Here is a 24,462-nt window from a genome sequence, read left to right on the forward strand (position 1 = left end):
TCATCGTTTCAGGGGAATCAGAACCTGCTGCCGGCGCGCATAGCGCTGCGCCAGCATCGCGCACAGCATCAGCTGGATCTGGTGGAACAGCATCAGCGGCAGCACGATCATGCCCACGGCATGGCTGGCGAACAGCACCTTGGCCATCGGCACGCCGCTGGCGAGGCTTTTCTTGGAGCCGCAGAACACCAGCGTGATTTCATCCTCGCGCGACAGGCCCATGCGGCGGCTGATCAGGGTCGAGATCCCCAGCGCGGCGCCGAGCAGCAGCAGGTTGATGACCACCAGGCCGGCCAGCGCCGAAGGCGGCAGTTGCTGCCACAGGCCCTGGATCACCGCTTCGCTGAAGGCGGTGTAGACCACCAGCAGGATCGAGCCCTGGTCGATCAGGCGCAGCGACGGCTTGTGGCGGTCGACGAAGCCGCCGATGCGCGGCCGCAGCATCTGGCCGGCGGCGAAGGGCAGGAGCAGCTGCACGATGATCTTGAGGATGGAATCGAAAGAGGCGCTGGCCGAAATGCCATGCACCACGAACAGGCCCACCAGCACCGGGGTGATGAACATGCCGATCAGGTTGGACGCCGAGGCGCTGCAGATGGCGGCAGGCACATTGCCGCGCGCCACCGCCACCAGGGCGATCGACGACTGCACCGTGGAGGGGAGCATGCACAGGAACAGCAGCCCGGTGTAGAGCTCCGGCGTGATCAGCGTCAGGGCCAGCGGCTTCATCAGCCAGCCCAGCAGCGGGAAGACGATGAAGGTGCTGGCCAGAATCACTAGGTGCAGTCGCCAGTGGGTGGCGCCGGCGACGATGGCTTCGCGCGGCAGCTTGGCGCCGTGCAGGAAGAACAGCAGCGCAATGGCGACACTGGTCACGTCATGCGCGACATCGGCCACGCGGCCGGAACAGGGCAGCACGCTCGCAAGAATCACAGTGAACGCAATGGCCAGCGTGAAGTTGTCCGGGAAGTAACTAGGGCGTGTCATGAGGCAGGCAATCCGTTGATAAAAAACAGCCGCGTATGATACGCGCCCGGAAAAATCTTTGCTTCCTTATAAGCAAGCAGCATGCCGGCCCGCAAGCCTTGTGAGCCGGCCTGATAACTTTTCCAATCGCTTCGTTTCGGGGACGGAAGTTGCCGTCCCGCCAGCCTGCCCGGGTCCGCCGCGGATGCAGGGAAAAACCGGGATGGCCGCAAGGGCCGCAAGGGATGCCAATCCCATGCTGCTGAAATGTAAATAAATCAATGTCGGCTTAATTTACACATTCATGCCGGTGCCTTTTTCAATTCGCACTAAATACCTGAATCGATACGCCTTTGCCAGGCTGGCCCGTTTTGTGCAATTACCTGAATAGCCCGGCTTTTCAATTTGCATAGCGCATTTCAGCGGGCATGGCCGCCATCCAGGCGGACGTGGGGGCAAGACCTTTTCGATGGCGGAGCGATGTTGTTGTATCAATGGAAAATGCCGTTTCGAACGCGCCGGAATACTGGTGAAAACGACCGGTCCTGATTGTTCGCATTAAGGAAATTTCATGGAAACCATACTGTTAAAAGGCAAGGCGGTTCCGAAATTCGATCATGCATTGATTGCATTTCTGGGTGTGCCGGAGGTGGAAGCGATCACCGCTGGGAGCGTGCGCCAGTTCGGCATAGAAAATGGCGATGGCGAGGTGTATCGCATCATCGGCGCCGAGAGCGAGCAGGTATATGACGCGCTGATCGGGCGATTGCGCAATCTGCATTACCGCATCGAAGCGCTGCGGGAAAGCAGCTTTGAAAAATTCAGGGCTGTGGCGCGCATGCCGCCGGAACTCTGACTGCAGGTTTCATTGTGGGCTGATGCAGGGGCTAACCGCCCGATTGCTGACGCCAGGTCTTATCGGCCTTTCGTGAAAGCCGGTATGCATCATCGATCATGGTGCATACCGGCTTTTTCACTCGTGCGGATGGGCGTCACTCAACAGGCATCCGGCTGAACGCAGCGATGGCAAATGCCCAGGAGCCTGCGCGGCAGAAGGGACGGGAGTGCGATTGCAAACAGCAGTGGGTTTGCGATCTGATATTGTCCGGGCTTGGCGAAGTTGCCCGGCCAACATCCGGCTTGCATTCGTCCTTTCTAATTTCAACCTGTCCCTCCATGGCTTCTTCCGACCAGCAAGGTCAACCCAATTTCGATCATCCGCCCACGTTCCGCGCCGCCGTTGCGCTTGCCGCGCACAAGGGAGACCAGAGCGCGGAAGCGCTGGCCCTGCGCTTTGGCGTGACGCCGCAGCAGGTGCTGGCCTGGCACGACGAATTGCTCGAGCACGCCGGCCTGGCATTCCAGACCGAAGGCGAGGCGGCATCGGTCGAACTGTTCGACCATGCCGAACTGGCGCTGACGATCGCCGAGAACTCGACGCAGGGTTTTGCGATGATGGACCAGCGCGGCTATTGCCTCTACGCCAACCGCGCCTGGCTGGAGATGACGGGTTACACGGTGGAGGAAATCCGGTCCAGGCCGCTGCATGACCTGGTGCATCATCACTACCCGGATGGCCGGCCTTATCCGATGGAGGCCTGCCCGATCGACCGCGCGCTGCCGGAGCGCTTCGATGTCCGCGCCCATGAAGACCTGTTCTTCCGCAAGGATGGCAGTACGTTTCATGTGCTGTGCGCCGCCAGCCCCATATTCCGCAGGGGCGTGCCGGTGGCTACCGTGATCGAGATCCGTGACATCACCGAGCAAAAGCAGATCGAGTGGAAGGAGCGGCAGGCGATCCGGTCTGCGATCGCGGCCGCCGAAGCCAATGCAAAGTACCGCACCTTCTTCGAGCAGGACAATTACTTTGCCTGCGTGATGCTGCCCGACGGCACCCTGATCGAGGCCAACCGTCTTTCCGTCGAGGGCTGCGGCTTCCGGCGCGAGGACATGATAGGCCGGAAGTTCTGGGAAGGCGGATGGTGGAGCCGGTCGGACGCGCTGATGAAACAGGTGCGCGCCGGTGCGCTGGAAGCGGCGGAAGGGCATACGGTCCGGTTCGAGACGCGGTATTTCATCGCCGACGGCAGCCAGCGCATGGCCGACCTGGTGCTCTCGCCGGTCACAGACGATGCCGGGCAAGTCCTCTTCGTTGCGCCGACCGCGGTGGACATCACCGAAAGCAAGCGCGTCGAACAGCGGCTGAGCCTGCTCGATACCATCAGCCAGGCAACCCGCAATGCGCTGGACGCCCGGACCATCATGGCGGATGTGACGCGGCTGGTCGGCGTGAGCCTGGATGTGACCCGTTGCGCCTATGCCGACGTCGAAGCCGACAACGACCAGTTCACGATACGCCACGACTGGACCGCCGCGGGCGCGGCCAGCACGGCCGGCGTCTACTCGCTGAACCTGTTCGGCCAGCGCGCTGCGCAGGACATGCGCTCCGGGCGGACGCTGGTGATCAGGAATGTGGACGCGGAACTTGCCATCGGCGACGGCGCCGCAATGTTCAATGTAATCGGCATCAAGGCCATCATCTGCTGTCCGCTGGTCAAGGCCGGGAAGCTGGCGGCGATGATGGCGGTGCATCATGCGTTGCCGCGCAACTGGACGGCCGACGAGATCGCGCTGGTGGAAGCGCTGGTGGACCGCTCCTGGGCCCACATCGAGCGGGTGCGCAGCAACGAGGCGTTGCGCCGCAATGAAACCCACCTGCTGTCGCTGTTCGAGCAGACGGCAGCCGGCATTGCCGAATCGGACCTGGCGGGTCGCATCGTCAACGCCAACGAACGCTATTGCCGGATGCTGGGACGCAGCCGCGCCGAACTGATCGGACGGTCGATCGAAGAGCTCACCCATCCGGACGACCTGGCGCTGACGGCGCTGCAGTTCCAGGAACTGGTCCGGGACGGCAAGCCATTCGAGATCGAGAAGCGCTACCTGCGCGCGGACGGCGCGGCGGTGTGGGCCAATACCGCGGTGAGCCTGATCCGCGACAGCGGCAGCGCCTCCGGCGATATCGCGCTGGCGGTGGTGCTCGATATCACCGAGCGCAAGCGGGCCGAGGAAAAACTGAAGGAGGCCGACCGGCGCAAGGACGAGTTCCTGGCGATGCTGGCCCATGAACTGCGCAATCCGCTGGCCCCGATCGGCGCGGCGGCCGACCTGCTGCGCCTGACGCAGCTCGACGAAGCCCGCCTGGCCCAGACCAGCGCCATCATTTCCAGGCAGGTCAGGCACATGACAGGCCTGATCGACGACCTGCTGGATGTGTCGCGCGTGACCCGCGGCCTGGTCAAGCTCAGTCCCGTCAACCTCGATGTCAGGACCATCGTGTCGGACGCGGTGGAACAGGTGCGCGCGGCCATCGAAGCGCGGCGACATCACCTGACGGTGCAGCTCGCGCCCGAATCCGCACTGGTTTGGACCGACCGCAAGCGGATGGTGCAGGTGCTGGTGAACCTGCTGCACAACGCCGTGAAGTACACGCCGGAAGAAGGCAGCATCGTCGTGTCCATCGACGTGCAGCCGGAGCGGGTGCTGTTTGCCGTGCAGGACAATGGCATAGGCATGTCGGCCGAGCTGATCTCCAGCGCCTTCGACCTGTTCACCCAGGCCGAGCGCAGCCTGGACCGGTCGCAGGGCGGCCTGGGCATCGGCCTGGCGCTGGTGCGCAGCCTGGTGGAGCTGCATCGCGGCACGGTCTGCGCGCAGAGCGCGGGCAGGGGGCTGGGCAGCCGCTTCACGGTATCGCTGCCCCGGCTTGGCGAGCCGTTGCGGCCCGCGGGCGCATGGCAGGAACATGCGATTGTCCCGGTGCGTCAGCGCGCGCTGACGATCCTGATCGTCGATGACAACGCCGACGCCGCCGCCATGCTGGCGATGTTCCTGGAAGGCTGCGGGCACAGGGTGCTTGTCGAGCATGATTCCCATGCCGCCCTGGAACGGGCCGGCCGCGAAGCGCCGGACGCGTGCCTGCTCGACATCGGCCTGCCGGGCCTGGATGGCAATGCGCTGGCACGGGCATTGCGTGCACAGCCCCGGACGGCATCGGCATTGCTCATTGCGGTAACCGGCTATGGCCAGGAGCGTGACCGGCGCGAGGCGATGGCGGCGGGCTTCGATCATCACTTCGTCAAGCCGGTGGATACCGCCGACATTCTTGCCTTACTGAAAACCATTAATTAAGTGTAATTGTCAATTCCTGGTTTGTTCATTGTCGGCTTTTATTACACAAGTTAACAGATGCCAGGAAAAGGATAGCCTTAAGTCTTTGATTGAAAAGTGAATGGCAATTTTGGCCCGGAAATTGCATTGTTAAATGAAAAACAGGCATTTAACAAATTATGGCAACCCGCGATTTCCGCCTGGACACTCTTCGTGGTGTCTTTCTTGCAATTATGATGATCGACCATCTCGGTACGCGGATGGCCGAGTTCACTTATCAGCCCTTCGGTTTCGTGTCGGCAGCGGCGGCGTTCGTGATGCTGTCGGGCTACATGAATGCCTTTACTTCGCCCGCTGCTTATCCCGGCCTGCGCGCGCTGCTGCGCCAGGCGTGGAAGCGCGCATCGCGGGTCTACCGCTATCACTTCGTGCTGCTGCTGGCGCTGCTCGCCCTTGCCGTGTTCATGACCGCCTATCTGCAGCGTCCCACGCCGCTCTATCCGGAGCGTGGCGGCGCGCTGGGCATGCTGGCCTATGGCGCGCTGCTACTGCACCAGCCGTCCTACATGGACATCCTGCCGATGTATTTTCTGTTCCTGCTGCTCAGCCCGCCGCTGCTGGCGGCGCTGCACAGGGGGCATGACTGGCTCGTGATCGGGGGCAGCGTCGCATGCTGGTTCCTGGGCCAGGTGCTCGACCCCCAGGAGTGGCTGGAAGCCAGCCTCGGCACGGGCGTCAGCACCGGTTCATTCAACCTGCTTGCCTGGCAACTGCTGTGGGTGACCGGCCTCTATGCCGGTTTCCTGCACAAGGTGCGACGCCAGACGGCGTTCTTCCATCATCGCGCTCTTTTATGGATGGCGCTCGCCATCGCGGCCGGCTTCTTCCTGGTGCGGCACCAGCTGCTGCCGGTCAGCGATGCCTTTCTGGCCCACGTGGAAAAGGAAGACCTGCGCATCCTGCGGGTGGCCAACATCGCAAGCCAGGTGGTGCTGTTCTGCTGGCTGATCCGGCTGGTGCCGGCCAGCCGCGGCCTGCCGTGGTTCCGTCTGCTCGGCAGGTATTCGCTGCCGGTGTTCTCCTTTCATATCCTGCTGGTCTATCTGCTCGAACCGCTGTCCTGGCGTGTCGCCTACTGGTTTGGCTACAGCGTGAACTTTCTCTATACGGCGGCGGTGCTGGCCACCCTGACCCTGCCGGCATTGTTCTACCGCGCCTATGAACAGGCGCTGGCGGCAGGCGGCCCGCGCACCTGGGCAGGGCGGCTGCATGCGGCGGTGCTGGCGGGAAGGCATCCATTCTCGGGCGCAAAACCGGCAAGGGCGCTGGACGCCAAGTAAGGCGGGGCTTGTATCGGCATGCCCGGAGGGCGGCGACGCTCATCATGGGTGTGGCGCAACGTCGCCATGCGGTTCATGCCGTTGCCAGCGCCAGCGATCAGGCTGACGCCGCGCCAAGGCGGCGCCCGGCCGTCAGTCCAGCGTCAGCAGGTAAGCCACCATATCCCGCGCATCCTCCTCGCTCACGCCGAGCGCCGGCATGGCGGTGTGCGGATCGATTTCCTGCGGCTGGCGTATCCAGCGCGCCAGGTTCTCCGGCGTGCTGGGCAGGTTGCGCACGATGATGCGCCGGGTCGCGAAGCCCTTCAGGGTCGGACCGACATACACCTCGGAGCCAGTGATGCCCGGAATCTGGTGGCAGGCATGGCAGGCATACTGGGTCAGGGCCAGCCTGCCGCGTGCCGGGTCGCCGGCGACGCCGGGGGGCGCCGGTGGCTGGCCGCAGGCGGCGAGCATGCCCGCCAGCGCCAGCATGCATCCTGTGCGCCAGCTCATCGTGCAGCCTCCGCCATCGTTGCATAGTCGCGCGGCGACAAGGCCGGCAACTGCGCCATGAAGGCCACCACGGCCCAGATGTCCTCGTCCGCCAGCCGGAATTCCCAGGCCGGCATGCCGCTCATCTTGATGCCGTGCCGGGTGATCCAGTACATCTCGCCCGGCTTCCAGCGCCTGGCCGCGTCGACCAGGGGGCCCGGAATCGGCTGCATGCTCTTGCCGATGTCATGCTGCGACACCCCCGGCGCGCCGTGGCACTGCACGCAGCGCGCGGCGTAGATCGATGCGCCCTGGCGCACCATGCGCGGCGCCGACAGGTCGGGCGGCGTGATGTCGCGGGCATGATGGCGCACCGAATAATGCATGCCTCTTTCCAGCACGGTATAGACAGGCTGCCAGTGCTGCTTGGTGGCGCCGATGTTGTACCAGCCGGAAAAGAGCAGCAGCGTGCCGGCAAGTGCGGAGAGCACGATGCCCGCCGCCAGCGTGGCGGCCACTGTCAGCAGGACCAGTCGCTTGTTGGAAGTCATGAGAACGATGATGTGATGAAAGCAATACGCCGCTTGAACCCGAATGCCGCCTATTCTGCACGGCCTGCGCCGGCTGTCGACGCGTCCGCGCAAGCGCAGGCGCTCCGAACTCGGCAATTTCCATTGTTCTTGTGCGGACCGTAGCGGCGGCGGAGGAAAACTTGGCAGAATTTGCCATCGCGTACTGCGCAGACTTCCTTCCGGACGCTTTTTGAAACAGCCGCCATGAACCCGCATCGTTTTCCTCGCCCTTTTCCTTTTCCCTGCCAGGCCTTGGGTCGGGCCGCGGCGTGGGGCGGGGCCTGAGCATGGCGCGACGCGGCCATGCCGGCGCTGTCCGCGCTGTCGGAACGGCGCTGTGCCTGCTGTTGCTGGCTGCCTGCGGCCGCGACGAGGAAAAGGCGCCGCGGGTGGCCGGCGGCGACGCCGTGCGCGGCATGGCGCTGATGGCGCAATACCAGTGCGGCGCCTGCCATGCGATCCCCGGGGTGCAGGCGGCGGGCGGCGAGGGCGGCCCGTCGCTGGAAAACTTCGGGCGTCGCAGCTATATCGCCGGGCGCCTGCCCAACATGCCGGACCGGCTGGTGGCATGGATCGTCGACCCGCCGGCCCTGGTGCCCGGCACCCGCATGCCCGTGATGGGCGTGTCGGAAAATGATGCGCGCCATATCGCGGCCGCGCTGTACACCCTGCGATGAGACGGCGCGCCCGCCATCGCCTGGCCATGCTGCCTGCGCCGCTGCTCTCGGGCTGCGGCGCGCAGCTGTCGCAGTCGGTGCTGCATCCCGCCGGCCCGGATGCGGCCATCATCACGCAGCTGACCTGGCTGCTGTTCGGCGGCGGCCTGATCGTCTTTCTCGGCGTGATGCTGCTGCTGGCGCTGTCGCTGCGCGGCGGACGGCCGGCCGGTACGCTGTTATGGATCGCCGGCGGCGGCATTGCGCTGCCGGTGGCGGTGCTGTCGGCGCTTCTGCTGTTTTCCACCTGGCGCAGCGGCCAGCTCAGCACCCGCACCTCGCAGGATGCGCTGCATGTGTCGGTGACGGCGCGCATGTGGTGGTGGGAAGTGCGCTACCGCGATCCGGCCAGCGGCCGCGACATCGTGCTGGCCAATGAACTGCATGTGCCGGTCGGGCGCAAGGTCTACGTCGGCCTGTCCGCGGCCGACGTGATCCACAGCTTCTGGGTGCCGGCGCTGGGCGGCAAGATGGATGCGATACCGGGCCGCGTCAACGGCCTGGTGCTGCACGCCGACCGGCCCGGCATCCACCGCGGCCAGTGCGCCGAATACTGCGGCGAGCAGCACGCGAAGATGGCGCTGCACGTGGTGGCCGAAAGCCAGCAGGAGTTCGATGCCTGGCTGGCCGCCCAGGCGCGGCCGGCGGCGCCGGCCGGCAATGCGCTGACCGAGCGCGGCCGCGCCGCCTTCCTGGCGCAGCGCTGCAATGCCTGCCACGCCATACGCGGCGTGACCGAAGGCACCGACAACGCCGGCGAGGGCACGCTGGGCCCGGACCTGACCCATGTCGGCAGCCGCCGCTACCTGGCCGCGGGCGCGCTGCCCAACCATGCCGGCGCGCTGGCGGGATGGATCGCCGGCGCGCAGGCGGTCAAGCCTGGCGCGCACATGCCGTCGTTCGAGCGCATCGACGGCGCCAGCCTGTCGGCGCTGGCGGCCTACCTGGAGCACCTGAAATGAACCAGCGCGCACCTGCCTGCGCCGACGGCCTGCCCAGCGCCCTGCCGCGCCCCGACGGCGAACTGGCGCAGCTGAAGGCAATCTGGGAAACCCCGCGCGGCTGGCGCTTCTTCAAGAGCGTCAACAACACCAACATCGGCCTGCTTTACATCGGCACCGCGCTGCTGTTCTTCCTGCTGGCCGGCATCCTGGGCCTGCTGATCCGGCTGCAGCTGGCCGTGCCCGACAACACCCTGCTCGGGCCGGCGGCCTACAACCAGGTCTTCACCATGCACGGCACGGTGATGATGTTCCTGTTCGCCATTCCCGTGGTGGAGGCGATCGCGGTGTACCTGCTGCCCGGCATGCTGGGCGCGCGCGACCTGCCGTTTCCGCGGCTGTCGGCCTATGCCTACTGGGCCTACGCCTTCGGCGGCCTGGCCTTCTTCTGCACGCTGTTCGTCGGCCTGTCGCCGGACGGCGGCTGGTTCATGTATCCGCCGCTGACCGGCACGAAATATTCGCCGGGCATGAATGCCGACTTCTGGCTGCTGGGCATCGGCTTCATCGAGATCTCCGCGATTGCCGGCGCGATCGAGCTGATCGTGGGCATCCTGTTCACCCGCGCGCCGGGCATGACGCTCTCGCGCATGCCGGTCTATGCCTGGGCCATGCTGGTGGTGGGCGTGATGATCGTCTTCGCCTTTCCCGCCATCATCGCCAGCACCGCGCTGCTGGAAATGGAGCGCGCCTTCGACTGGCCCTTCTTCATTGCCGAGCGCGGCGGCGACCCTTTGCTGTGGCAGCATCTGTTCTGGTTCTTCGGTCACCCGGAGGTCTACATCATCTTCCTGCCGGCGGCCGGCATGGTCTCGACCATGATCCCCACCATTGCCGGCCAGCCGCTGGTCGGGCGCAGCATGGTGATCGCGGCGCTGGTGGGGGTGGGCTTCTTCAGCTTCGCGCTGTGGGCGCATCACATGTTCACCGCCGGCCTGGGCCTGATGTCGATGAGCTTCGTGTCCGTGGCCAGCATGGCGGTGGCGGTGCCGACCTCGATCCAGGTGTTCGCATGGATCGCCACGCTGTGGCGCGGCACGATACGCATCAACGCACCGGCGCTGTTCCTGCTCGGCTTCATGTTCATCTTCGTGCTGGGCGGCCTGACCGGCGTGATGGTGGCGGTGCTGCCGTTCGACTGGCAGGTGCACGACACCTACTTCATCGTCGCGCACTTTCACTACGTGCTGATCGGCGGCATGGTGTTTCCGGTGTTTGCCGCGATGTATTACTGGCTGCCGCTGGTCAATGGCAACCTGCTGTCGGAGCGGCTCGCGCGCTGGATCTTCGGGCTGATGTTCGGCGGCTTCAACATCGCCTTCTTTCCGATGCACCTGACCGGCCTTTTGGGTATGCCGCGCCGGGTCTATACCTATGGCGCGGAGCAGGGCTGGGGACTGCTCAACATGGTCTCCACCGTCGGCGCCTTCCTGTTCGCCGGCGGCGTGCTGCTGTTCATCGTCGATGCGGTGCGGGCGCTGCGCCGGCCCGCGGGCGACGCCGGCAATCCCTGGCGCGCATCCACGCTGGAATGGCTGCCCTCGGAAGACTACGCCACCCGCAGCATCCCGCAGGTCGACAGCGCCGATCCGCTGTGGGACCGGCCCGCGCTGATGGAGGAGGTGGAAGCCGGCCGCCACTGGCTGCCGGGCACGGCGACCGGGCTGCGCGAAACCATCGCCACCTCGCCCATTGCCGCGCGCCCGCGCTACCTGATGGTGCTGCCGGGCGACAGCTGGTGGCCGCTGGTCGCCGCTGCCGGCACCGCCGGCTTTTTCCTGCTGCTGACGATGAAGCTGCATGTCGTCGCGTGGCTGTGCGGCCTGACCGCCATCGCCGGCGTGCTGGCCTGGCTGTGGCAGTCCGACCAGCCGCCGCCGCAAGCCACGGCCAGGGTGTCGGACCGGCTCTGGCTGCCGGTCAATGCAACCGGCCCGGCGTCGCAGTCGTGGTGGGCAACGCTGATCATGCTGGTGGTCGACGCCATGGTGTTCGCTTCCTTCCTGTTTGCCTTCATCCACCTGTCGATGCGGCTGGACATCTGCCCGCCGGCGGGCGCCGCCTTGCCGCAGCCGCTCTGGCCGCTGCTGTCTTCCGGGCTGCTGGCGGCGGGCTCGCTGCTGATCGCATGGGCGCGGCGGGCGGTGACGGCGCAGGCGTCGCAGCGCGGGTTGCGGATCGCGGTGGCGGCGGCGGCCGTCTGCGCCACCGCCGCCTTCGCCGCCGAATGGCATGGCCAGGTGCAGGCGGGCCTGGCGCCTTCCTCGCAGGCATGGAGCGCGACCGTGGCCGCGATGCTCAGCTACCAGGGCCTGCATGTGCTGTTGCTGCTGCTGATTGCGCCTTACCTGCTGGCCCGTTCCTGGAGCGGCCGCCTGGGCGCCGCCAGCCGCGCCACCATCGACAACTGCGCCCTGATCTGGCATTACACGACGCTGCAGGGCCTGGTGTTCGCGGCAGCGGTCAACTGGCTGCCGCGCCTGATGGGATGACGACGATGCGCGGCGACGACCACCTGATGGCTATCCTGTTGCGCGCCAGCGCGCCGCTGCTGGTCTGGGGCGCGCATTTCTTCCTGTGCTATGCCTTCATCGCCATCGGCTGCACGGCGGGCATCGGCGGGACGACGTTGAAGGCGTTGCTGCTGGCGGCCACCGCGCTGGCGCTGGCCGCCGCGGTAGCGATGGCGGTGCGGCCCTGGCGCCGCATCAACGGCCCGGCGCCGGGGCGGCTGCGCGACCTGGCGGCGCTGTGCGGCGCCGGCCTGGCCGTGATGGGCATGGGCTGGACGCTGATTCCGCTGTGGCTGCTGGGTGTTTGCGGCCGCTAGCTTCATGGGCGGTTTTGCTGCGCAGGGCGCCTGGTGGAATGGCAAGCGAACCGGCCACGGCAAGCGCATCAGACCCGGCCCCAGCGCCGTCGCCGCTTAAACAATTGCGCCGATCATGTTATATTCCCGCGTCCTTTGGGGAGTAGCCTGCTTCCGTCCCCCGGAAGCGCCCGCGTCAACATACTCGGCGATGTTCCATCCCGTGGCGCTGGCAGCCCAGGAGCCTGCACGCAGGCTCCTTTCAGGTTGGCGAGACTAATGGCATGACGGCGCGCCCAGGTCGGGCCGCGCCGCATGCCTTTTTTCGTGCCCGACCCGGAATATCCCTATGAATTTTGCCGCTACCTTCCTGCTTGCCCTAGCCATGTCCACCGACGCCTTCGCCGCCGCGGTCGGCAAGGGCGCCGCGTTGCATCGTCCCCATCTGCGCGAAGCGCTGCGCACCGGCCTGATCTTCGGCGTCATCGAAGGCCTGACCCCGGTGATCGGCTGGCTGCTGGGGCAGGTGGCGGCGCCCTATGTGTCCGCCTTCGACCACTGGATTGCCTTCGTGCTGCTGGGCGGCCTGGGGCTGCGCATGATACGGGAAGGCTGGTCGGGCGACGAGGAAGAGGAAGAGGCGGAAAAGCCGGGCCGGCATTCCTTCTGGCTGCTGGCCATCACCGGCGTGGCCACCAGCATCGACGCCATGGTGGTGGGCGTGGGCCTGGCCATCATGGACGCCGACATCGCCATCACTGCCGCCGCGATCGGCTTTTCCACCTTCGTGATGGTGACGCTGGGCGTGATGCTGGGGCGCGTGCTGGGACGCATCGCCGGCAAGCGCGCCGAAATCATCGGCGGCATCATCCTGATCGGCATCGGCTCGCTGATCCTGTACGAGCACCTGAGCGCAGCCTAGGCGCCTTCTGCCGCGCAGGCGCCTAGAAGATCTCCACGCTGCCGCTTGGCGACTGCACCTGCAGCAGCCGCGCGGCGACCAGCTGGTCGTACAGCTGGATCTGATTGCGGCCATGCTGCTTGGCGTAGTAGAGCGCCTGGTCGGCATGGCCCAGGATCACCACCGGGGTGTCGCTGCTGATGCTGGCATAGCCCACGCTGACCGTGACCCGGCCCACCTGTGGAAACTCATGCTCCTCCACGGTCTTGCGGAAGCGCTCGAAGGCCAGCGACGCGTTCTTCAGCGTGACCGCGCGCAGCAGCACCACGAACTCCTCGCCGCCAAAGCGGAAGATGCGCTCGTTGGCGCGGAAGGAGGCCTTGAGCATGTTGGCCACCAGGATCAGCACCTCGTCGCCATAGACATGGCCGAAGCGGTCATTGATGTTCTTGAAGCGGTCGATGTCGACCACGGCCAGCCAGTTTTCCCTAGCCTGCGCGCTGTGCCGCCGCTCGGCCCGGCCCGGCAGCTGCGGCTGGCGGGCATGGCCGCCCTGCGCCGTCATGCGGGCGAAGCGGGTATCGAAGGTGCGGCGGTTGAGCAGGCCGGTCAGGGCGTCGCGCTCGCTGTAGTCGATCAGGTTCTTGTGGTTGGCATAGACCTGGACGATGCCCCTGATCAGCGCCCTGGTGTCAGGGGCGCAGGGCGCGGCGTATTCCAGCCTGACGCAGCAGCAGACCCGGTCGCCGAGGCAGACCGGCAGCCAGAGCAGGCAATGGCCGCTGCCATCGGTCTGTTCCAGTTCGACCGCCTTGCGCCGGATGGCATCGGACAGCGCGGCATCGCAGGGAACCACGCGCACCGATTTTTCCGGGTCGGCCGGCGCTTCGAACTCGGAGCGGATGCGGCCGTCGCCGTGCATCGTGACCCTGGCCTGCAGGAAGAAGTCATCCGCGGCCTGCAGTACGGCCAGCGTGGCCACCGACAGCGCGCCGGTCAACTGGAGCAGGGCGGAAGCCAGTGCGATATCCAGCGGCTCATGCTCGCGGCAGCGGGTGATCTCGGCGAAATGAAAAAGGAGCAAATCCAAGCGCAGTCCTCGGGAAGGGCAATGCAGGGAGCGGCCTTGCAAATCGGAAAGGGCCTGCGTGCATCAAACGGGTGACATGCTACCGCATTCGGCGTGTCAGCCGTTGATCGCGTTGGCCTCCGGCGCCGAACTTCCGGCCGGTGCGTCGCCGGCGTCCTGGGCGCGCAGCAGCGAGAGCACCGCCTCGGCTTCCAGCGGGCGGCTGAACAGGAAGCCCTGGTAGGCATGGCAGCCGAGTTCGCGCAGCAGCTCCAGTTGCCGCGGCGTCTCCACCCCTTCGGCCACCACCGTCATCTTCAGTCCCTGGCACAGGTTGACGATGGTGCGCACGATGGCCAGGCTTTCCTCGTCGTGGCCGAGGTCGCGGATGAAGGCGCGATCGATTTTCAGGCACTGGGCCGGGAGGCGCTTCAGGTAGGCGAGGCTGGAATAGCCGGTGCCGAAGTCGTCGATGGCGATGTCCACGCCCAGCGAGCGGATGTCCTGCAGCAGCACGTCGATGTCCTCATGGCTGGCCATCACCGTGCTCTCGGTGATCTCCAGTTCCAGGCTGCCGGGCGCGATGCTGTTGGCGGCCAGGCACTGGCGCAGCATCGGGATCAGTGCGTCGCGCTGGAACTGTCGCGGCGACAGGTTGACCGCCACCTTCACCTGGCGTCCCAGGCTGTCCTGCCAGGCGCGCATGTGGCGGCAGGCTTCGGCCACTACCCAGGCGCCGATGCTGACGATCGCGCCGCTGGCCTCAGCGATCGGAATGAAGCGGGTCGGCGGCACTTCGCCCAGCACCGGGCTGGTCCAGCGCAGCAGGGCTTCGAAGCCGGTGATGCGGCCGCTCGGGATGTCGACCTTGGGCTGGTAGGCCAGCCGCAGTTCGCCGCGCTGCAGCGCCTGGCGCAGCTGGCTTTCCATCGCCAGCCGCTCGTCCAGCACCAGGTGGCTGCTCTCGGAAAAGAACTGGACCGCATCCTGCCCTTCGCCGGCGGCGCGGTGACGCGCCACGTCGGCGCGGCGCAGCAGCTCCCCAGCCGCGCTGCCGTCGTCGGGGAAGGAAGCGATGCCGATCGCCGGGCCGAGATAGAAGTCGCGCTGGCCGACCGCCACCGCGTCCGACAGCGCGCCGTGCAGCCTGGCGGCGAGGGCGGCCAGGCTGCCGCGTTCGCCGTCGCAGCGGATCGAAAGCGCGAACTGGTTGCCCATGGTGCGCGCCACCGAGGCATCCGGCGCGGCCTGGCGCAGCAGCTGCGCCGCCTGCCTCAGCACGGTGTCGCCGGCGGCATGGCCCATCAGGTCGATGATTTCCTGCAGCCGTTCCAGCGACAGCGCCATCACGCCCACGCATTCGCCGCCGCCGGCGGCATGGATTTCCGCGTCCAGGGTGCGCAGGAAGCGCGCCTGATTGGGCAGCTCGGTTGGCAGGTCGAAGTCGGCCAGGTAGGCCAGCCGCACTTCAGCCATCTTGCGTTCGGAGATGTCGGTGCGCACGCAGACGATCTGGGCTTCGCCGGTGTCGCTGATCAGGCGCGACGTGGTGCTGATGAAGGTGCGCATCTGCCCGGCGCTGTCCACTACCTCGGTTTCATCGACCATGTCGCCGCCGCCCGCCAGCACCCGGGCATAAGTCTGTTCGCGTTCGCCGGCGCCGTGCGCATCCGGCGTTTCCTGCTCCAGGCGGCCCAGCAGTTCCTCGCGCCGCTTGCCGGCGAAACGGCAATAGGCATCGTTGACCAGCACGAAGCGGCGCTGGCTGTTGAGCACGTACACCGGGCTGGCGATGGCGCCGAGGATGCTGCCCAGGTAATCGGCGCTCCTGGCCAGCCGCGCCTCGCTGGCGCCCAGCCGCTCGATCAGCGCGGAACGGCGCGCCGCATCGCGCGAGATGCGCCAGGCCATCACGCACAGCGAGAGCGTCGCCAGTCCCAGCAGGCCGGCAGCGATCGCCACCCGTTCATGCCAGAACGCCAGCGCGTCCTCCTTGTCCATGCCGGCAATCATCACCAGCGGATAGCTGCGCACCTTGCTGTAGCCATAAATGCGGCGCACGCCATGGGTCGGGCTGATGGCTTCGAACGTGCCGAAGGCCGAGACCGGCAACTGGCTCTGGAACAGCGGCGTGCCGGCAAACGAGCGGCCGACCACGCCCGCCGCCGCCGGCCCGCGCGCCAGCATGGTGCCGTCGGCGTGCATCAGCGTGATCGAGCCGCCATCGCCCAGGGCCACCTGGGCATAGAGGTTGACGAAGTAGACCGAGTCGATGCGCGCCACCATGGCGCCGATGCGCTTGCCGCTGTCGTCGAGCAGCGGCCGGCCCAGGGTCAGGATGCCGCGTCCGCTGGCGGCATCGATGCCGCTGATGGTGATGGCGAGGGTGTCGTCCGGGCCGGGAACCGTGTTCGCCGGCATGTCGGGCGGCAGCGGGCTGCCTGCCAGCAGGTGGCCGTCCTGGTCCAGCAGCGAAATGCCCAGCACATCGCGCGGCAGGGGCGGCAGGCGCATCGCCGGGCGCTGGCTGTCGCCGGATGCGGCGCGGGCGGTGCTTTCCAGGTAATCCTCGCGGGCATTGTCCAGCAGCCGGTCCAGCGCATAGGCGGCGCTGGCGGTCTGTGCCGAGAAGGCCGTGGCCAGGTTGCGCAGATTGTTCTGTTCCTGCCGCAGGGTGTCGTGGTAGCTCGCCGTCAGCGACAGCGCGGTACCAAGCACCATGACCGCCAGCAGCGCGATGGCGGCAATGCAAAGCCGCGGCTGCGGCGGCAGCGCCGGCGCATGCCGGGCGGAAAACGGTTTGTTGAGAGGAAACATGCGGCAGCTGGTGATTCGATCGGCAAGCAGTCTTGCCCCTTAACAACTGGGCCGCCGCTACTCTACTGCAAACGGGGAAAGACTGTGTGCGATTATTAAACATTTTATTCAATAATGTTTACATTCTGTACAAAACGCTAACTTTGATTGACTTTACTTGCCTCTGCTCGGCTGATACCATTGGCCGATAATGAAACAATGTTTTGCTGTGCAGAACAATCCGGCGAGGGTGATGTTGCCCTGATCCGTGACCGGAAACCTGGAGTTCGAGGAGACAAGAAAATGAGTGTAAAAGCGCTATTTAACCTGGACGGCAAGGTCGCACTGATTACCGGCGGCTCCCGCGGCCTGGGCCTGCAGATGGCCGAAGCGCTGGCCGAGATGGGCTGCCGTCTTGCCATCACCGCGCGCAAGGACGACGAGCTGCAGGAAGCGAAACGGCATCTCGAAGCACAGGGCGCCGAAGTGCTGACCATTGCCAGCGACCTGTCCGACACCGCCGGCATTCCGGCCATGGTGGAGCAGGTGGTGCAGCGCTATGGCGCCATCGACATCCTGGTCAACAATGCCGGCGCCACCTGGAACGCGCCCGCCGAAGACTATCCCGACCATGCCTGGCACAAGGTGATGAACCTGAACGTGGACGCGCTGTTCTTCGTCGCCCGCGAAGTCGCGCGGCGCTGCATGATCCCACGGCAGTCGGGCAAGATCATCAACATCGCCTCGGTCGCGGGCCTGCGCGGCAGCGCCACCAACGTCACCACGGTGGCCTATCACACCTCCAAGGCGGCGGCGGTCAACATGACCCGCGCGCTGGCGTCCGAATGGGGCAAGTACAACATCAACGTCAATGCGATCTGCCCCGGATTCTTTCCATCGAAGATGTCGGCCGGCCTGCTGGAAAAGGTGGGCGAGGGCATCATCGCCCGGGCGCCGCTGCACCGCATCGGCGGCGACGAGGACCTGAAGGGCTCGGTGGTCTTCCTGGCCAGCGAGGCCTCGCGTCACATCACCGGCCAGGCGCTGGCGGTGGATGGCGGCGTCAGCGCCGTCTGATTTTTATCTCACGCTACAAAGGGACGGCGCCCGCGTCGTTGCATTCCATGAGTTCAGATCCGCAAGACCGTTTTACAGGCACCCGGCCGGTGGCGCCGCAGCATGCCTTCGACACCGCGAAACTGGCCGCCTTCATGCGCGACCACGTCGAGGGCTACAGCGGTGAGCTGCAGGTGGAGCAGTTCAAGGGTGGCCAGTCCAACCCGACCTTCCTGCTGTCTGCCGGCGGCAAGAAATATGTATTGCGGCGCAAGCCGCCCGGCACGCTGCTGCCCTCGGCCCATGCGGTGGATCGCGAATACCGCGTCATCAGCGCGCTGGCCGATACCGACGTGCCGGTCGCCAGGGCCTATGCGCTGTGCGAGGACGAAAGCGTCATCGGCACCGCTTTCTACATCATGGATTACGTGCAGGGCCGCATCCTGTGGAATTCGGCGCTGCCCGACCATGCGCCGGCCGAGCGGGCCGCGCTGTTCGACGAGATGAACCGCGTGATCGCCGCGCTGCACAGCGTGGACTACCAGGCCGTTGGCCTGGAAGGCTATGGCAAGCCGGGCAACTACCTGGAACGCCAGGTGGCGCGCTGGACCAAGCAATACCGCGCTTCCGAGACCGAAAAGATCGAGGCGGTGGAAAACCTGATCGCCTGGCTGCCGGCCAACATCCCGGCCGGCGACGAGACCCGCATCGTGCACGGCGACTACCGCATCGACAATGTGATCTTCCATCCGACCGAGCCGAAGATCCTGGCGGTGCTGGACTGGGAGCTGTCGACGCTGGGCCATCCGCTGGCCGACTTCGCCTACCACTGCATGACCTGGCGCATGCCGCCCGGGCCATCGCGCGGCATGGCCGGGCTGGACCTGCCGGCGCTGGGCATCCCGACCGAGGAGCAGTACCTGGAAGCCTACTGCCGCCGCACAGGCCGCGCCGACATTTCCAGGAGCGACTGGGAGTACTACATGGTGTTCAACATGTTCCGCCTGACCGGCATCCTGCAGGGCATCATGGCGCGGGCGCTGCAGGGCAATGCGTCCAGCGCCGAGGCGATGGTGGCCGGCAAGCGCGCCCGTCCGCTGGCCGAGCTGGCCTGGCAACTGGTGGAACGCAATCAGCAACGCGCAAGTTAATCGAGACAACAGGAGACAACGATGCAATTCAGCTATTCCGACAAGGTCATCGACCTGCAGAAGCGGGTCACCGCATTCATGGACGAGCATGTGTACCCGGCCGAGGAAGCCTTCGAAGCCGAGATGGATGCCGCCCGCAAGAACGGCAATCCCTGGGTGCCGACCAAGACCGTGGAAGCGCTGAAGGAAAAGGCGCGCGCCGCCGGCCTGTGGAACCTGTTCCTGCCCGAGTCCGACATGGGCGCTGGCCTGACCAACCTGGAATATGCGCCGCTGTGCGAGATCATGGGCCGCTCCCATATCGGGCCGGAAGCCTTCAACTGCTCCGCGCCCGACACCGGCAACATGGAGACCCTGGCGCGTTATGGCACGAAGGAGCAGCAGGAGCAGTGGATGAAGCCGCTTCTGGCCGGCGAGATCCGCTCCGCCTTCGCGATGACCGAGCCCGACGTGGCATCGTCCGACGCGACCAACATCGAGGCGCGCATCGAGCGCGATGGCGACGAATACGTGATCAACGGCCAGAAATGGTGGACCTCCGGCGCCAACGATCCGCGCTGCAAGATCCTGATCTTCATGGGCAAGACCGACCCCGACAATCCGAACCGGCACAAGCAGCAGTCGATGATCCTGGTGCCGATGGATGCGCCGGGCGTGACCGTGCTGCGCCACCTGCCGGTGTTTGGCTACGACGATGCGCCGCACGGCCATGCCGAGGTGCGCTTCGAGAATGTGCGGGTGCCTGCTTCCAACATCCTGCTGGGCGAGGGCCGCGGCTTTGAAATTGCCCAGGGCCGCCTGGGACCGGGCCGCATCCACCACTGCATGCGCCTGATTGGCCGTGCCGAGCGCGCGCTGGAGAAGATGTGCCGCCGTTCGCTCAAGCGCGTCGCCTTCGGCCGCCCGGTGGCCGACCAGGGCGTGACCCGCGAGCGCATCGCCAACTCGCGCATCCTGATAGACCAGGCCCGTTTCCTGGTGTTGAACGCCGCCTACATGATGGACACCGTGGGCAACAAGGCAGCCGCCAAGGAAATCGCGATGATCAAGGTGGCAGCGCCCAACATGGCCTGCCAGGTGATCGACTGGGCCATCCAGGCCCATGGCGGCGGCGGCGTCAGCGAGGACTTCGGCCTGGCGCGCGCCTATGCCAGCTCGCGCACCCTGCGCCTGGCCGACGGCCCGGACGAAGTGCACCGCAACGCCATCGCCAAGCTGGAACTGGCGCGCTATAAAGAGCGCTGATCGAAGAAAGTGTTAAAGGAAGCCGTATCCATGTCGGACCGTCACCTGGCCTTCTGGCCCAAGAATCAGCCGCGGCACCTGACGCTGCCGCGGACCAATCTGTTCTTCAACGCCGAAGTGTCGGCGGCGCGTTACCCGGACAAGCCTTATCTGGTGTACTACGACACGCCTGTGACCTTCCTGCAGTTCAAGGAGGAGGCCGAGCGCATCGCCGGCTTCCTGCAGCAGGAATGCGGCGTGAAGAAGGGGGACAGGGTGCTGCTGTACATGCAGAACAGCCCGCAGTTCGTGCTGGCCTATTACGGCATCCTGCGCGCCGATGCGGTGGTGGTGCCGGTCAACCCGATGAACATGACCGAGGAACTGCGTCATTACGTCAGCGATACCGGCGCCACGGTGGCCTTCGCGCCGCAGGACCTGCTGTCCAACATCGCGCCGCTGCTGGGCGAGGGTCTGAAGCACATCGTGGTGGCGGCCTATTCGGATTACATCCGCACCGGGCATGACTATCCGGCGCCGGCATACATCACCGCGCCGCGCGAGCCGGTGGCGGGCACCGGCCTGACCGCCTGGACCGACATGCTGGCGCACGGCCTGCAGCCAGGCCCGATGACGGCCGGCCCGGACGACCTGGCGGTGATGCCGTATACCTCGGGCACCACCGGCCATCCCAAGGGCTGCATGCATACCCATCGCAGCGTGATGTACAACGCGGTGGCCGGCATGACCTGGGTCGGCACCTTGCCCGACTCGGTGCTGCTGTCGGTGCTGCCGTTCTTCCATGTGACCGGCATGCAGGGCAGCATGAACACGCCGCTGTATGCCGGCGCCACGCTGGTGATGCTGCCGCGCTGGGACCGCGACGTGGCGGCGCGCCTGATACAGCGCTACCGCATCAACGGCGTGCAGCTGATCTCGGCGATGGTGGTGGACCTGCTGTCGCATCCCGGCATCGGCGAGTACGACCTGTCGTCGATCAACCGCATCAGCGGCGGCGGCGCGGCGATGCCGGAAGCAATAGCCCAGAAGCTCAACGACATGCTGGGCATCCCGTATGTGGAAGGCTACGGCATGTCCGAGACCATGGCCGCCACCCACCTGAACCCGATGCAGCGGCCCAAGAAGCAATGCCTGGGCATGCCGCTGTACGACGTTGACTCGCGGGTGATCGACGCCCACACGCTGCTCGAAGTGGCGCAGGGCGAGTCGGGCGAGATCATCGTCAGCGGGCCGCAGGTAATGCAGGGCTACTGGAACAATCCGGGCGCGACCCAGGACGCCTTCATCGAACGCGACGGCAAGCGTTTCCTGCGCACCGGCGACATTGGCATGATCGACGAGGACGGCTACTTCTTCATGGTCGACCGCCTGAAACGCATGATCAACGCATCCGGCTTCAAGGTCTGGCCAGCCGAGGTGGAGGCGCTGATGTACCACCATCCGGCCATCCAGGAAGCCTGCATCATCGCCGCGCCCGACGCCAAGCGCGGCGAGACCGTCAAGGCGGTGGTGGTGTTGAAGGAAGCCTACCGTGGCAAGGTCAGCGAGCAGGACATCATCGACTGGGCGCATGAGAACATGGCGGCCTACAAGAGCCCGCGCATCGTCGAGTTCCGCGACGCCTTGCCCAAGTCTGGCTCGGGCAAGGTGATGTGGCGCGAGATGCAGGAACAGGCCACGGCGGCCGCCAAGGCCGCCGGCTAGCACGTTGCAGACCATGCACACAATGCAAACAAGGAGGAGACAGGCATGCGATTCAAGGACAAGGTAGCCATCGTCACCGGCGCGGCCAGCGGCATCGGCCGCGCCACCGCGCAGCGGTTGTACGAGGAGGGCGCCGCGCTGGCGCTGGTGGACCGCAACGAGGAGGCGCTGGCCACGCTGGCGGCGACGATGCCGGACCCGCAGCGGGTGCTGTTGCGCGCCTTCGACATCGGCAGCGAGGCCGAGGTGGAACGCTTCGTCGCCGACGTGCACGCCCGTTATGGCCATGTCGACGTGCTGTGCAACAACGCCGGCATCGCCGGCGGCGACTACTCGCCCATCAGCGAGACCGACACCGAAGTCTGGCAGCGCATCCTGCAGGTCAATGTGATGGGCGCGGTCAACTTCACCAAGTATGCGTCGCGCATCATGCGCGACCAGAAGGGCGGCGCCATCGTCAACACCGCCTCGGTGGCGGGCGTGCGCTCGGGCGCCGGCGGCAATGCCTACAGCGCCTCCAAGGCAGCCGTGATCAACCTGACGATGACGTCGGCCTGCGACCTCGGCCAGTATGCGGTGCGGGTCAATGCGGTCTGTCCCGGCCTGATCGAAACCGGCATGACCGCCCCGGTCTTCGAGCGCGCCCGCGCCGCCGACAAGGAAGACAGGCTGGGCTCCCGCTGCGAACTGCGGCGCTACGGCCGTCCGCAGGAAGTGGCCGCGGTGATTGCCTTTTTGGCCAGCGACGATGCAAGTTATGTGACGGGCCAGGCGTTGCCGGTGGATGGCGGGAATACGGCGTCGCTGAATCTGCCGGGGATGAAGGTTTAGGAATGACTAAGGTGGTCTTTGACGTTCATTTGCTCGGCGAATCCTGTTCAGTATCAATGCCTTATGCAACGTAGTTGTACTGAGAAGTTCTTTCGCGTCAACTCAAAACGCAGCCATAATTAGAGCCATACTGACTTTGCTAGGCAAGTCATGGCTCTGTAAGGCCGTCTATGGCGTTGACCTATACACAACTGCAGGCACTCAAACCGAGAACCAAACCTTTCAAGAAGTCTGATAAAGATGGCTTGTATGTGGAGGTACTGCCTTCTGGCTGATGCCAGGAAGCGGCGAGACGAAGCTGGGTCATTGCTGGCTGCAGGCATCAGCCCGGCAAAGTCAAAGCAGGAGAGCAAGCACCAAAAGCGGGCAGAGGCTGCCCGGGCTTTGACACTTAAGGCTGCGCTGAAGAAGTAAGCGGATCACAAAAGAAGAGCGTTATAGAGGGCAATAACAAAGATCGCGGCAACGGCCGATGAAACAGCAGACTCTAGCGATGGCAGCAGACCACGGTATTGAACAGCATCGCAAGCCGACCAGGTGCAATGTGTTTCTGGAGAGGATGAACCGGATCATTCCCTGGTATGCACTGTGCGCGGTCGTCTAGCCGCATTATCCAAAGAAAGGAAATGGGCTGCCGCCTATTGGGCTGGAGCGAATGCTGTGCATTCATTTCCTGCAGTACTGGTTCAACCTGGCGGATCTGGCGTACGAGGAAGCGCTCTACGACAGTGCCAGCCTGCGACGCTTTGCCGGCATCGACCTGGGCAGCGAGCCGGTGCCGGATGCGACCACACTGCTCAAATTCCGCCGCCTGCTGGAACAGCACAAGCCGGCCGAGCGTTTGTTTGCAGAAGTGGGCCGTGTACTGCAGGCTGCCGGATGGCCAACGCGGCACTGGCGAAGATGGAGGGCTTGCGCACTCGCATGTACGACGCCGATATCAAGCGTGGACGACCCGGCATCGCATGCGAGAAGCTACTGCGCGCGATGCTGCTGCAGGTGCTCTACAGTGTGCGCTCGGAGCGGCAGCTGATGGAGCAGGTGCAGTACAACATGCTGTTTCGCTGATTCGTTGGCTTGTCCATGGACGATACGGTGTGGGTGCCAACTGTGCTCACGAAGAATCGTGAACGCTTGGCCGAGCACGATGCCATCATCGCGTTCTTCAACGAAGTGGTGACCATGGCCGACGAGAAAGGCTGGTTATCGGGCGAACACTTCAGCGTGGACGGCACGCTCATTGGAGCCTGGGCCGGCCACAAGAGCTTCGTGCGCAAGGCGGAGGACGACCACGACGACAGCGCGACGACGATGGCGACTTCAAGGGACAGCCCCGCAGCAACGAGATCCATGCATCGAAGACCGATACGGATGCGCGGCTGTATCGTAAGGGCAAGACCGCCAGCGAACTGCGATTCATGGGACATACCTCAAGCGACAATCAAGCAACTAGTGTGGCGTCCCGCAAATAAGCAAAGCGCCGCTGCCGTCGACAAGCGCGGATTGTGATACGTGTAGTAAAGGGGGGAGGCAAGCGACGGCTCCGCGGCGGCGCCGCTTGCGCCGGCCAGCTCAGGACCTGTTGCGCCGATACTATGGGCCCCGCAGCGGTCTTTTCCTGGCTTTACGGGGCGCTGGCGTCGCTATGGTCGCCGCCACCG

The 24,462-nt window shown here is 65.5% G+C and carries 18 protein-coding genes and 2 pseudogenes; 15 read left to right on the forward strand and 5 right to left on the reverse strand.

Features of this window, described 5'->3' with window-relative positions; all coding sequences use genetic code 11:
* A complete protein-coding gene (locus ABC383_RS02350) occupies window positions 1-987 on the reverse strand; it encodes a bile acid:sodium symporter family protein (RefSeq protein ID WP_413011615.1) in 987 nt (328 codons plus the stop codon).
* Window positions 988-1,537: 550 nt separating this feature from the next.
* On the opposite strand from ABC383_RS02350, the gene ABC383_RS02355 reads away from it, so the two are divergent.
* From ABC383_RS02355 to opgC, 3 genes are all read left to right on the forward strand, one after another.
* The gene (locus ABC383_RS02355) at window positions 1,538-1,822 is read left to right on the forward strand and encodes a hypothetical protein (protein ID WP_413011617.1); all 285 of its coding nucleotides are present in this window, start codon (window positions 1,538-1,540) and stop codon (window positions 1,820-1,822) included.
* A gap of 320 nt (window positions 1,823-2,142) precedes the next feature.
* The gene (locus tag ABC383_RS02360; RefSeq protein ID WP_413011619.1) at window positions 2,143-5,157 is read left to right on the forward strand and encodes a PAS domain S-box protein; all 3,015 of its coding nucleotides are present in this window, start codon (window positions 2,143-2,145) and stop codon (window positions 5,155-5,157) included.
* Between the two features lie 158 nt (window positions 5,158-5,315).
* On the forward strand, window positions 5,316-6,476 hold the full coding sequence (opgC, locus tag ABC383_RS02365) for an OpgC domain-containing protein (protein ID WP_413011621.1): 1,161 nt from the start codon (window positions 5,316-5,318) through the stop codon (window positions 6,474-6,476).
* Window positions 6,477-6,608: 132 nt separating this feature from the next.
* Here opgC and ABC383_RS02370 read toward each other — a convergent pair whose 3' ends face one another.
* Both ABC383_RS02370 and ABC383_RS02375 read right to left on the reverse strand, forming a co-directional pair.
* The gene (locus tag ABC383_RS02370) at window positions 6,609-6,971 is read right to left on the reverse strand and encodes a c-type cytochrome (protein WP_413011623.1); all 363 of its coding nucleotides are present in this window, start codon (window positions 6,969-6,971) and stop codon (window positions 6,609-6,611) included.
* Window positions 6,968-7,501, reverse strand: coding sequence for a c-type cytochrome (locus ABC383_RS02375; protein WP_413011625.1), 534 nt, complete (start codon window positions 7,499-7,501; stop codon window positions 6,968-6,970). Before ABC383_RS02375 ends, ABC383_RS02370 begins: the two co-directional genes overlap by 4 nt.
* A gap of 308 nt (window positions 7,502-7,809) precedes the next feature.
* Between ABC383_RS02375 and ABC383_RS02380 the strand changes: the two genes are divergently transcribed.
* The 5 genes from ABC383_RS02380 to mntP all read left to right on the forward strand — a co-directional run bounded on the left by ABC383_RS02380 (window position 7,810) and on the right by mntP (window position 12,970).
* Complete coding sequence (locus ABC383_RS02380; protein ID WP_413011627.1) at window positions 7,810-8,199, forward strand: c-type cytochrome; 390 nt, start codon at window positions 7,810-7,812, stop codon at window positions 8,197-8,199.
* A complete protein-coding gene (locus ABC383_RS02385) occupies window positions 8,196-9,200 on the forward strand; it encodes a cytochrome c oxidase subunit II (RefSeq protein ID WP_413011629.1) in 1,005 nt (334 codons plus the stop codon). Before ABC383_RS02380 ends, ABC383_RS02385 begins: the two co-directional genes overlap by 4 nt.
* On the forward strand, window positions 9,197-11,731 hold the full coding sequence (gene ctaD, locus ABC383_RS02390; RefSeq protein WP_413011631.1) for a cytochrome c oxidase subunit I: 2,535 nt from the start codon (window positions 9,197-9,199) through the stop codon (window positions 11,729-11,731). The genes ABC383_RS02385 and ctaD overlap by 4 nt, the downstream gene beginning before the upstream one ends.
* Window positions 11,728-12,069 carry a hypothetical protein gene (locus ABC383_RS02395; protein WP_413011633.1) on the forward strand — a complete coding sequence of 114 codons (342 nt, stop codon included), beginning with the start codon at window positions 11,728-11,730 and terminating at the stop codon, window positions 12,067-12,069. Before ctaD ends, ABC383_RS02395 begins: the two co-directional genes overlap by 4 nt.
* Before the next feature lie 328 nt (window positions 12,070-12,397).
* Entirely contained in the window at window positions 12,398-12,970 is a 573-nt protein-coding gene (gene mntP / locus ABC383_RS02400; RefSeq protein WP_413011635.1) for a manganese efflux pump MntP, read from the forward strand.
* A gap of 22 nt (window positions 12,971-12,992) precedes the next feature.
* Here the strand turns inward: mntP and ABC383_RS02405 are convergent, their stop codons facing one another.
* Both ABC383_RS02405 and ABC383_RS02410 read right to left on the reverse strand, forming a co-directional pair.
* A complete protein-coding gene (locus ABC383_RS02405) occupies window positions 12,993-14,039 on the reverse strand; it encodes a GGDEF domain-containing protein (RefSeq protein WP_413011637.1) in 1,047 nt (348 codons plus the stop codon).
* 96 nt (window positions 14,040-14,135) lie between these two features.
* On the reverse strand, window positions 14,136-16,835 hold the full coding sequence (locus tag ABC383_RS02410) for a bifunctional diguanylate cyclase/phosphodiesterase (protein WP_413011639.1): 2,700 nt from the start codon (window positions 16,833-16,835) through the stop codon (window positions 14,136-14,138).
* A gap of 282 nt (window positions 16,836-17,117) precedes the next feature.
* On the opposite strand from ABC383_RS02410, the gene ABC383_RS02415 reads away from it, so the two are divergent.
* The 7 genes and pseudogenes from ABC383_RS02415 to ABC383_RS02445 all read left to right on the forward strand — a co-directional run.
* Complete coding sequence (locus tag ABC383_RS02415; RefSeq protein ID WP_413011641.1) at window positions 17,118-17,891, forward strand: SDR family oxidoreductase; 774 nt, start codon at window positions 17,118-17,120, stop codon at window positions 17,889-17,891.
* Window positions 17,892-17,938: 47 nt separating this feature from the next.
* Window positions 17,939-19,021, forward strand: coding sequence for a phosphotransferase (locus ABC383_RS02420; protein WP_413011643.1), 1,083 nt, complete (start codon window positions 17,939-17,941; stop codon window positions 19,019-19,021).
* Window positions 19,022-19,042: 21 nt separating this feature from the next.
* Window positions 19,043-20,266: an acyl-CoA dehydrogenase family protein gene (locus tag ABC383_RS02425; protein ID WP_413011645.1), complete on the forward strand. Its 1,224-nt coding sequence runs from the start codon at window positions 19,043-19,045 to the stop codon at window positions 20,264-20,266.
* A 30-nt stretch (window positions 20,267-20,296) separates the two neighbouring features.
* Complete coding sequence (locus ABC383_RS02430; RefSeq protein WP_413011647.1) at window positions 20,297-21,970, forward strand: long-chain fatty acid--CoA ligase; 1,674 nt, start codon at window positions 20,297-20,299, stop codon at window positions 21,968-21,970.
* Between the two features lie 45 nt (window positions 21,971-22,015).
* Entirely contained in the window at window positions 22,016-22,801 is a 786-nt protein-coding gene (locus tag ABC383_RS02435; RefSeq protein WP_413011648.1) for an SDR family NAD(P)-dependent oxidoreductase, read from the forward strand.
* 472 nt (window positions 22,802-23,273) lie between these two features.
* Window positions 23,274-23,681: pseudogene (locus ABC383_RS02440) on the forward strand (transposase); the annotation flags it as partial.
* Window positions 23,603-24,264: pseudogene (locus ABC383_RS02445) on the forward strand (IS5 family transposase); the annotation flags it as partial. The pseudogenes ABC383_RS02440 and ABC383_RS02445, both read left to right, overlap by 79 nt.
* Window positions 24,265-24,462 lie beyond the last annotated feature (198 nt).

It is taken from the genome of Noviherbaspirillum phoenicis (assembly GCF_047237965.1).
Taxonomy (GTDB): Bacteria; Pseudomonadota; Gammaproteobacteria; order Burkholderiales; family Burkholderiaceae_D; genus Noviherbaspirillum_A.

Bases quoted from the DNA above. Each gene is read 5' to 3' on its own strand.
- ABC383_RS02350 (WP_413011615.1), bottom strand. From the start codon at position 987: ATGACACGCCCTAGTTACTTCCCGGACAACTTCACGCTGGCCATTGCG.
- ABC383_RS02355 (WP_413011617.1), top strand. From the start codon at position 1,538: ATGGAAACCATACTGTTAAAAGGCAAGGCGGTTCCGAAATTCGATCAT.
- ABC383_RS02360 (WP_413011619.1), top strand. From the start codon at position 2,143: ATGGCTTCTTCCGACCAGCAAGGTCAACCCAATTTCGATCATCCGCCC.
- opgC (WP_413011621.1), top strand. From the start codon at position 5,316: ATGGCAACCCGCGATTTCCGCCTGGACACTCTTCGTGGTGTCTTTCTT.
- ABC383_RS02370 (WP_413011623.1), bottom strand. From the start codon at position 6,971: ATGAGCTGGCGCACAGGATGCATGCTGGCGCTGGCGGGCATGCTCGCC.
- ABC383_RS02375 (WP_413011625.1), bottom strand. From the start codon at position 7,501: ATGACTTCCAACAAGCGACTGGTCCTGCTGACAGTGGCCGCCACGCTG.
- ABC383_RS02380 (WP_413011627.1), top strand. From the start codon at position 7,810: ATGGCGCGACGCGGCCATGCCGGCGCTGTCCGCGCTGTCGGAACGGCG.
- ABC383_RS02385 (WP_413011629.1), top strand. From the start codon at position 8,196: ATGAGACGGCGCGCCCGCCATCGCCTGGCCATGCTGCCTGCGCCGCTG.
- ctaD (WP_413011631.1), top strand. From the start codon at position 9,197: ATGAACCAGCGCGCACCTGCCTGCGCCGACGGCCTGCCCAGCGCCCTG.
- ABC383_RS02395 (WP_413011633.1), top strand. From the start codon at position 11,728: ATGACGACGATGCGCGGCGACGACCACCTGATGGCTATCCTGTTGCGC.
- mntP (WP_413011635.1), top strand. From the start codon at position 12,398: ATGAATTTTGCCGCTACCTTCCTGCTTGCCCTAGCCATGTCCACCGAC.
- ABC383_RS02410 (WP_413011639.1), bottom strand. From the start codon at position 16,835: ATGTTTCCTCTCAACAAACCGTTTTCCGCCCGGCATGCGCCGGCGCTG.
- ABC383_RS02415 (WP_413011641.1), top strand. From the start codon at position 17,118: ATGAGTGTAAAAGCGCTATTTAACCTGGACGGCAAGGTCGCACTGATT.
- ABC383_RS02420 (WP_413011643.1), top strand. From the start codon at position 17,939: ATGAGTTCAGATCCGCAAGACCGTTTTACAGGCACCCGGCCGGTGGCG.
- ABC383_RS02425 (WP_413011645.1), top strand. From the start codon at position 19,043: ATGCAATTCAGCTATTCCGACAAGGTCATCGACCTGCAGAAGCGGGTC.
- ABC383_RS02430 (WP_413011647.1), top strand. From the start codon at position 20,297: ATGTCGGACCGTCACCTGGCCTTCTGGCCCAAGAATCAGCCGCGGCAC.
- ABC383_RS02435 (WP_413011648.1), top strand. From the start codon at position 22,016: ATGCGATTCAAGGACAAGGTAGCCATCGTCACCGGCGCGGCCAGCGGC.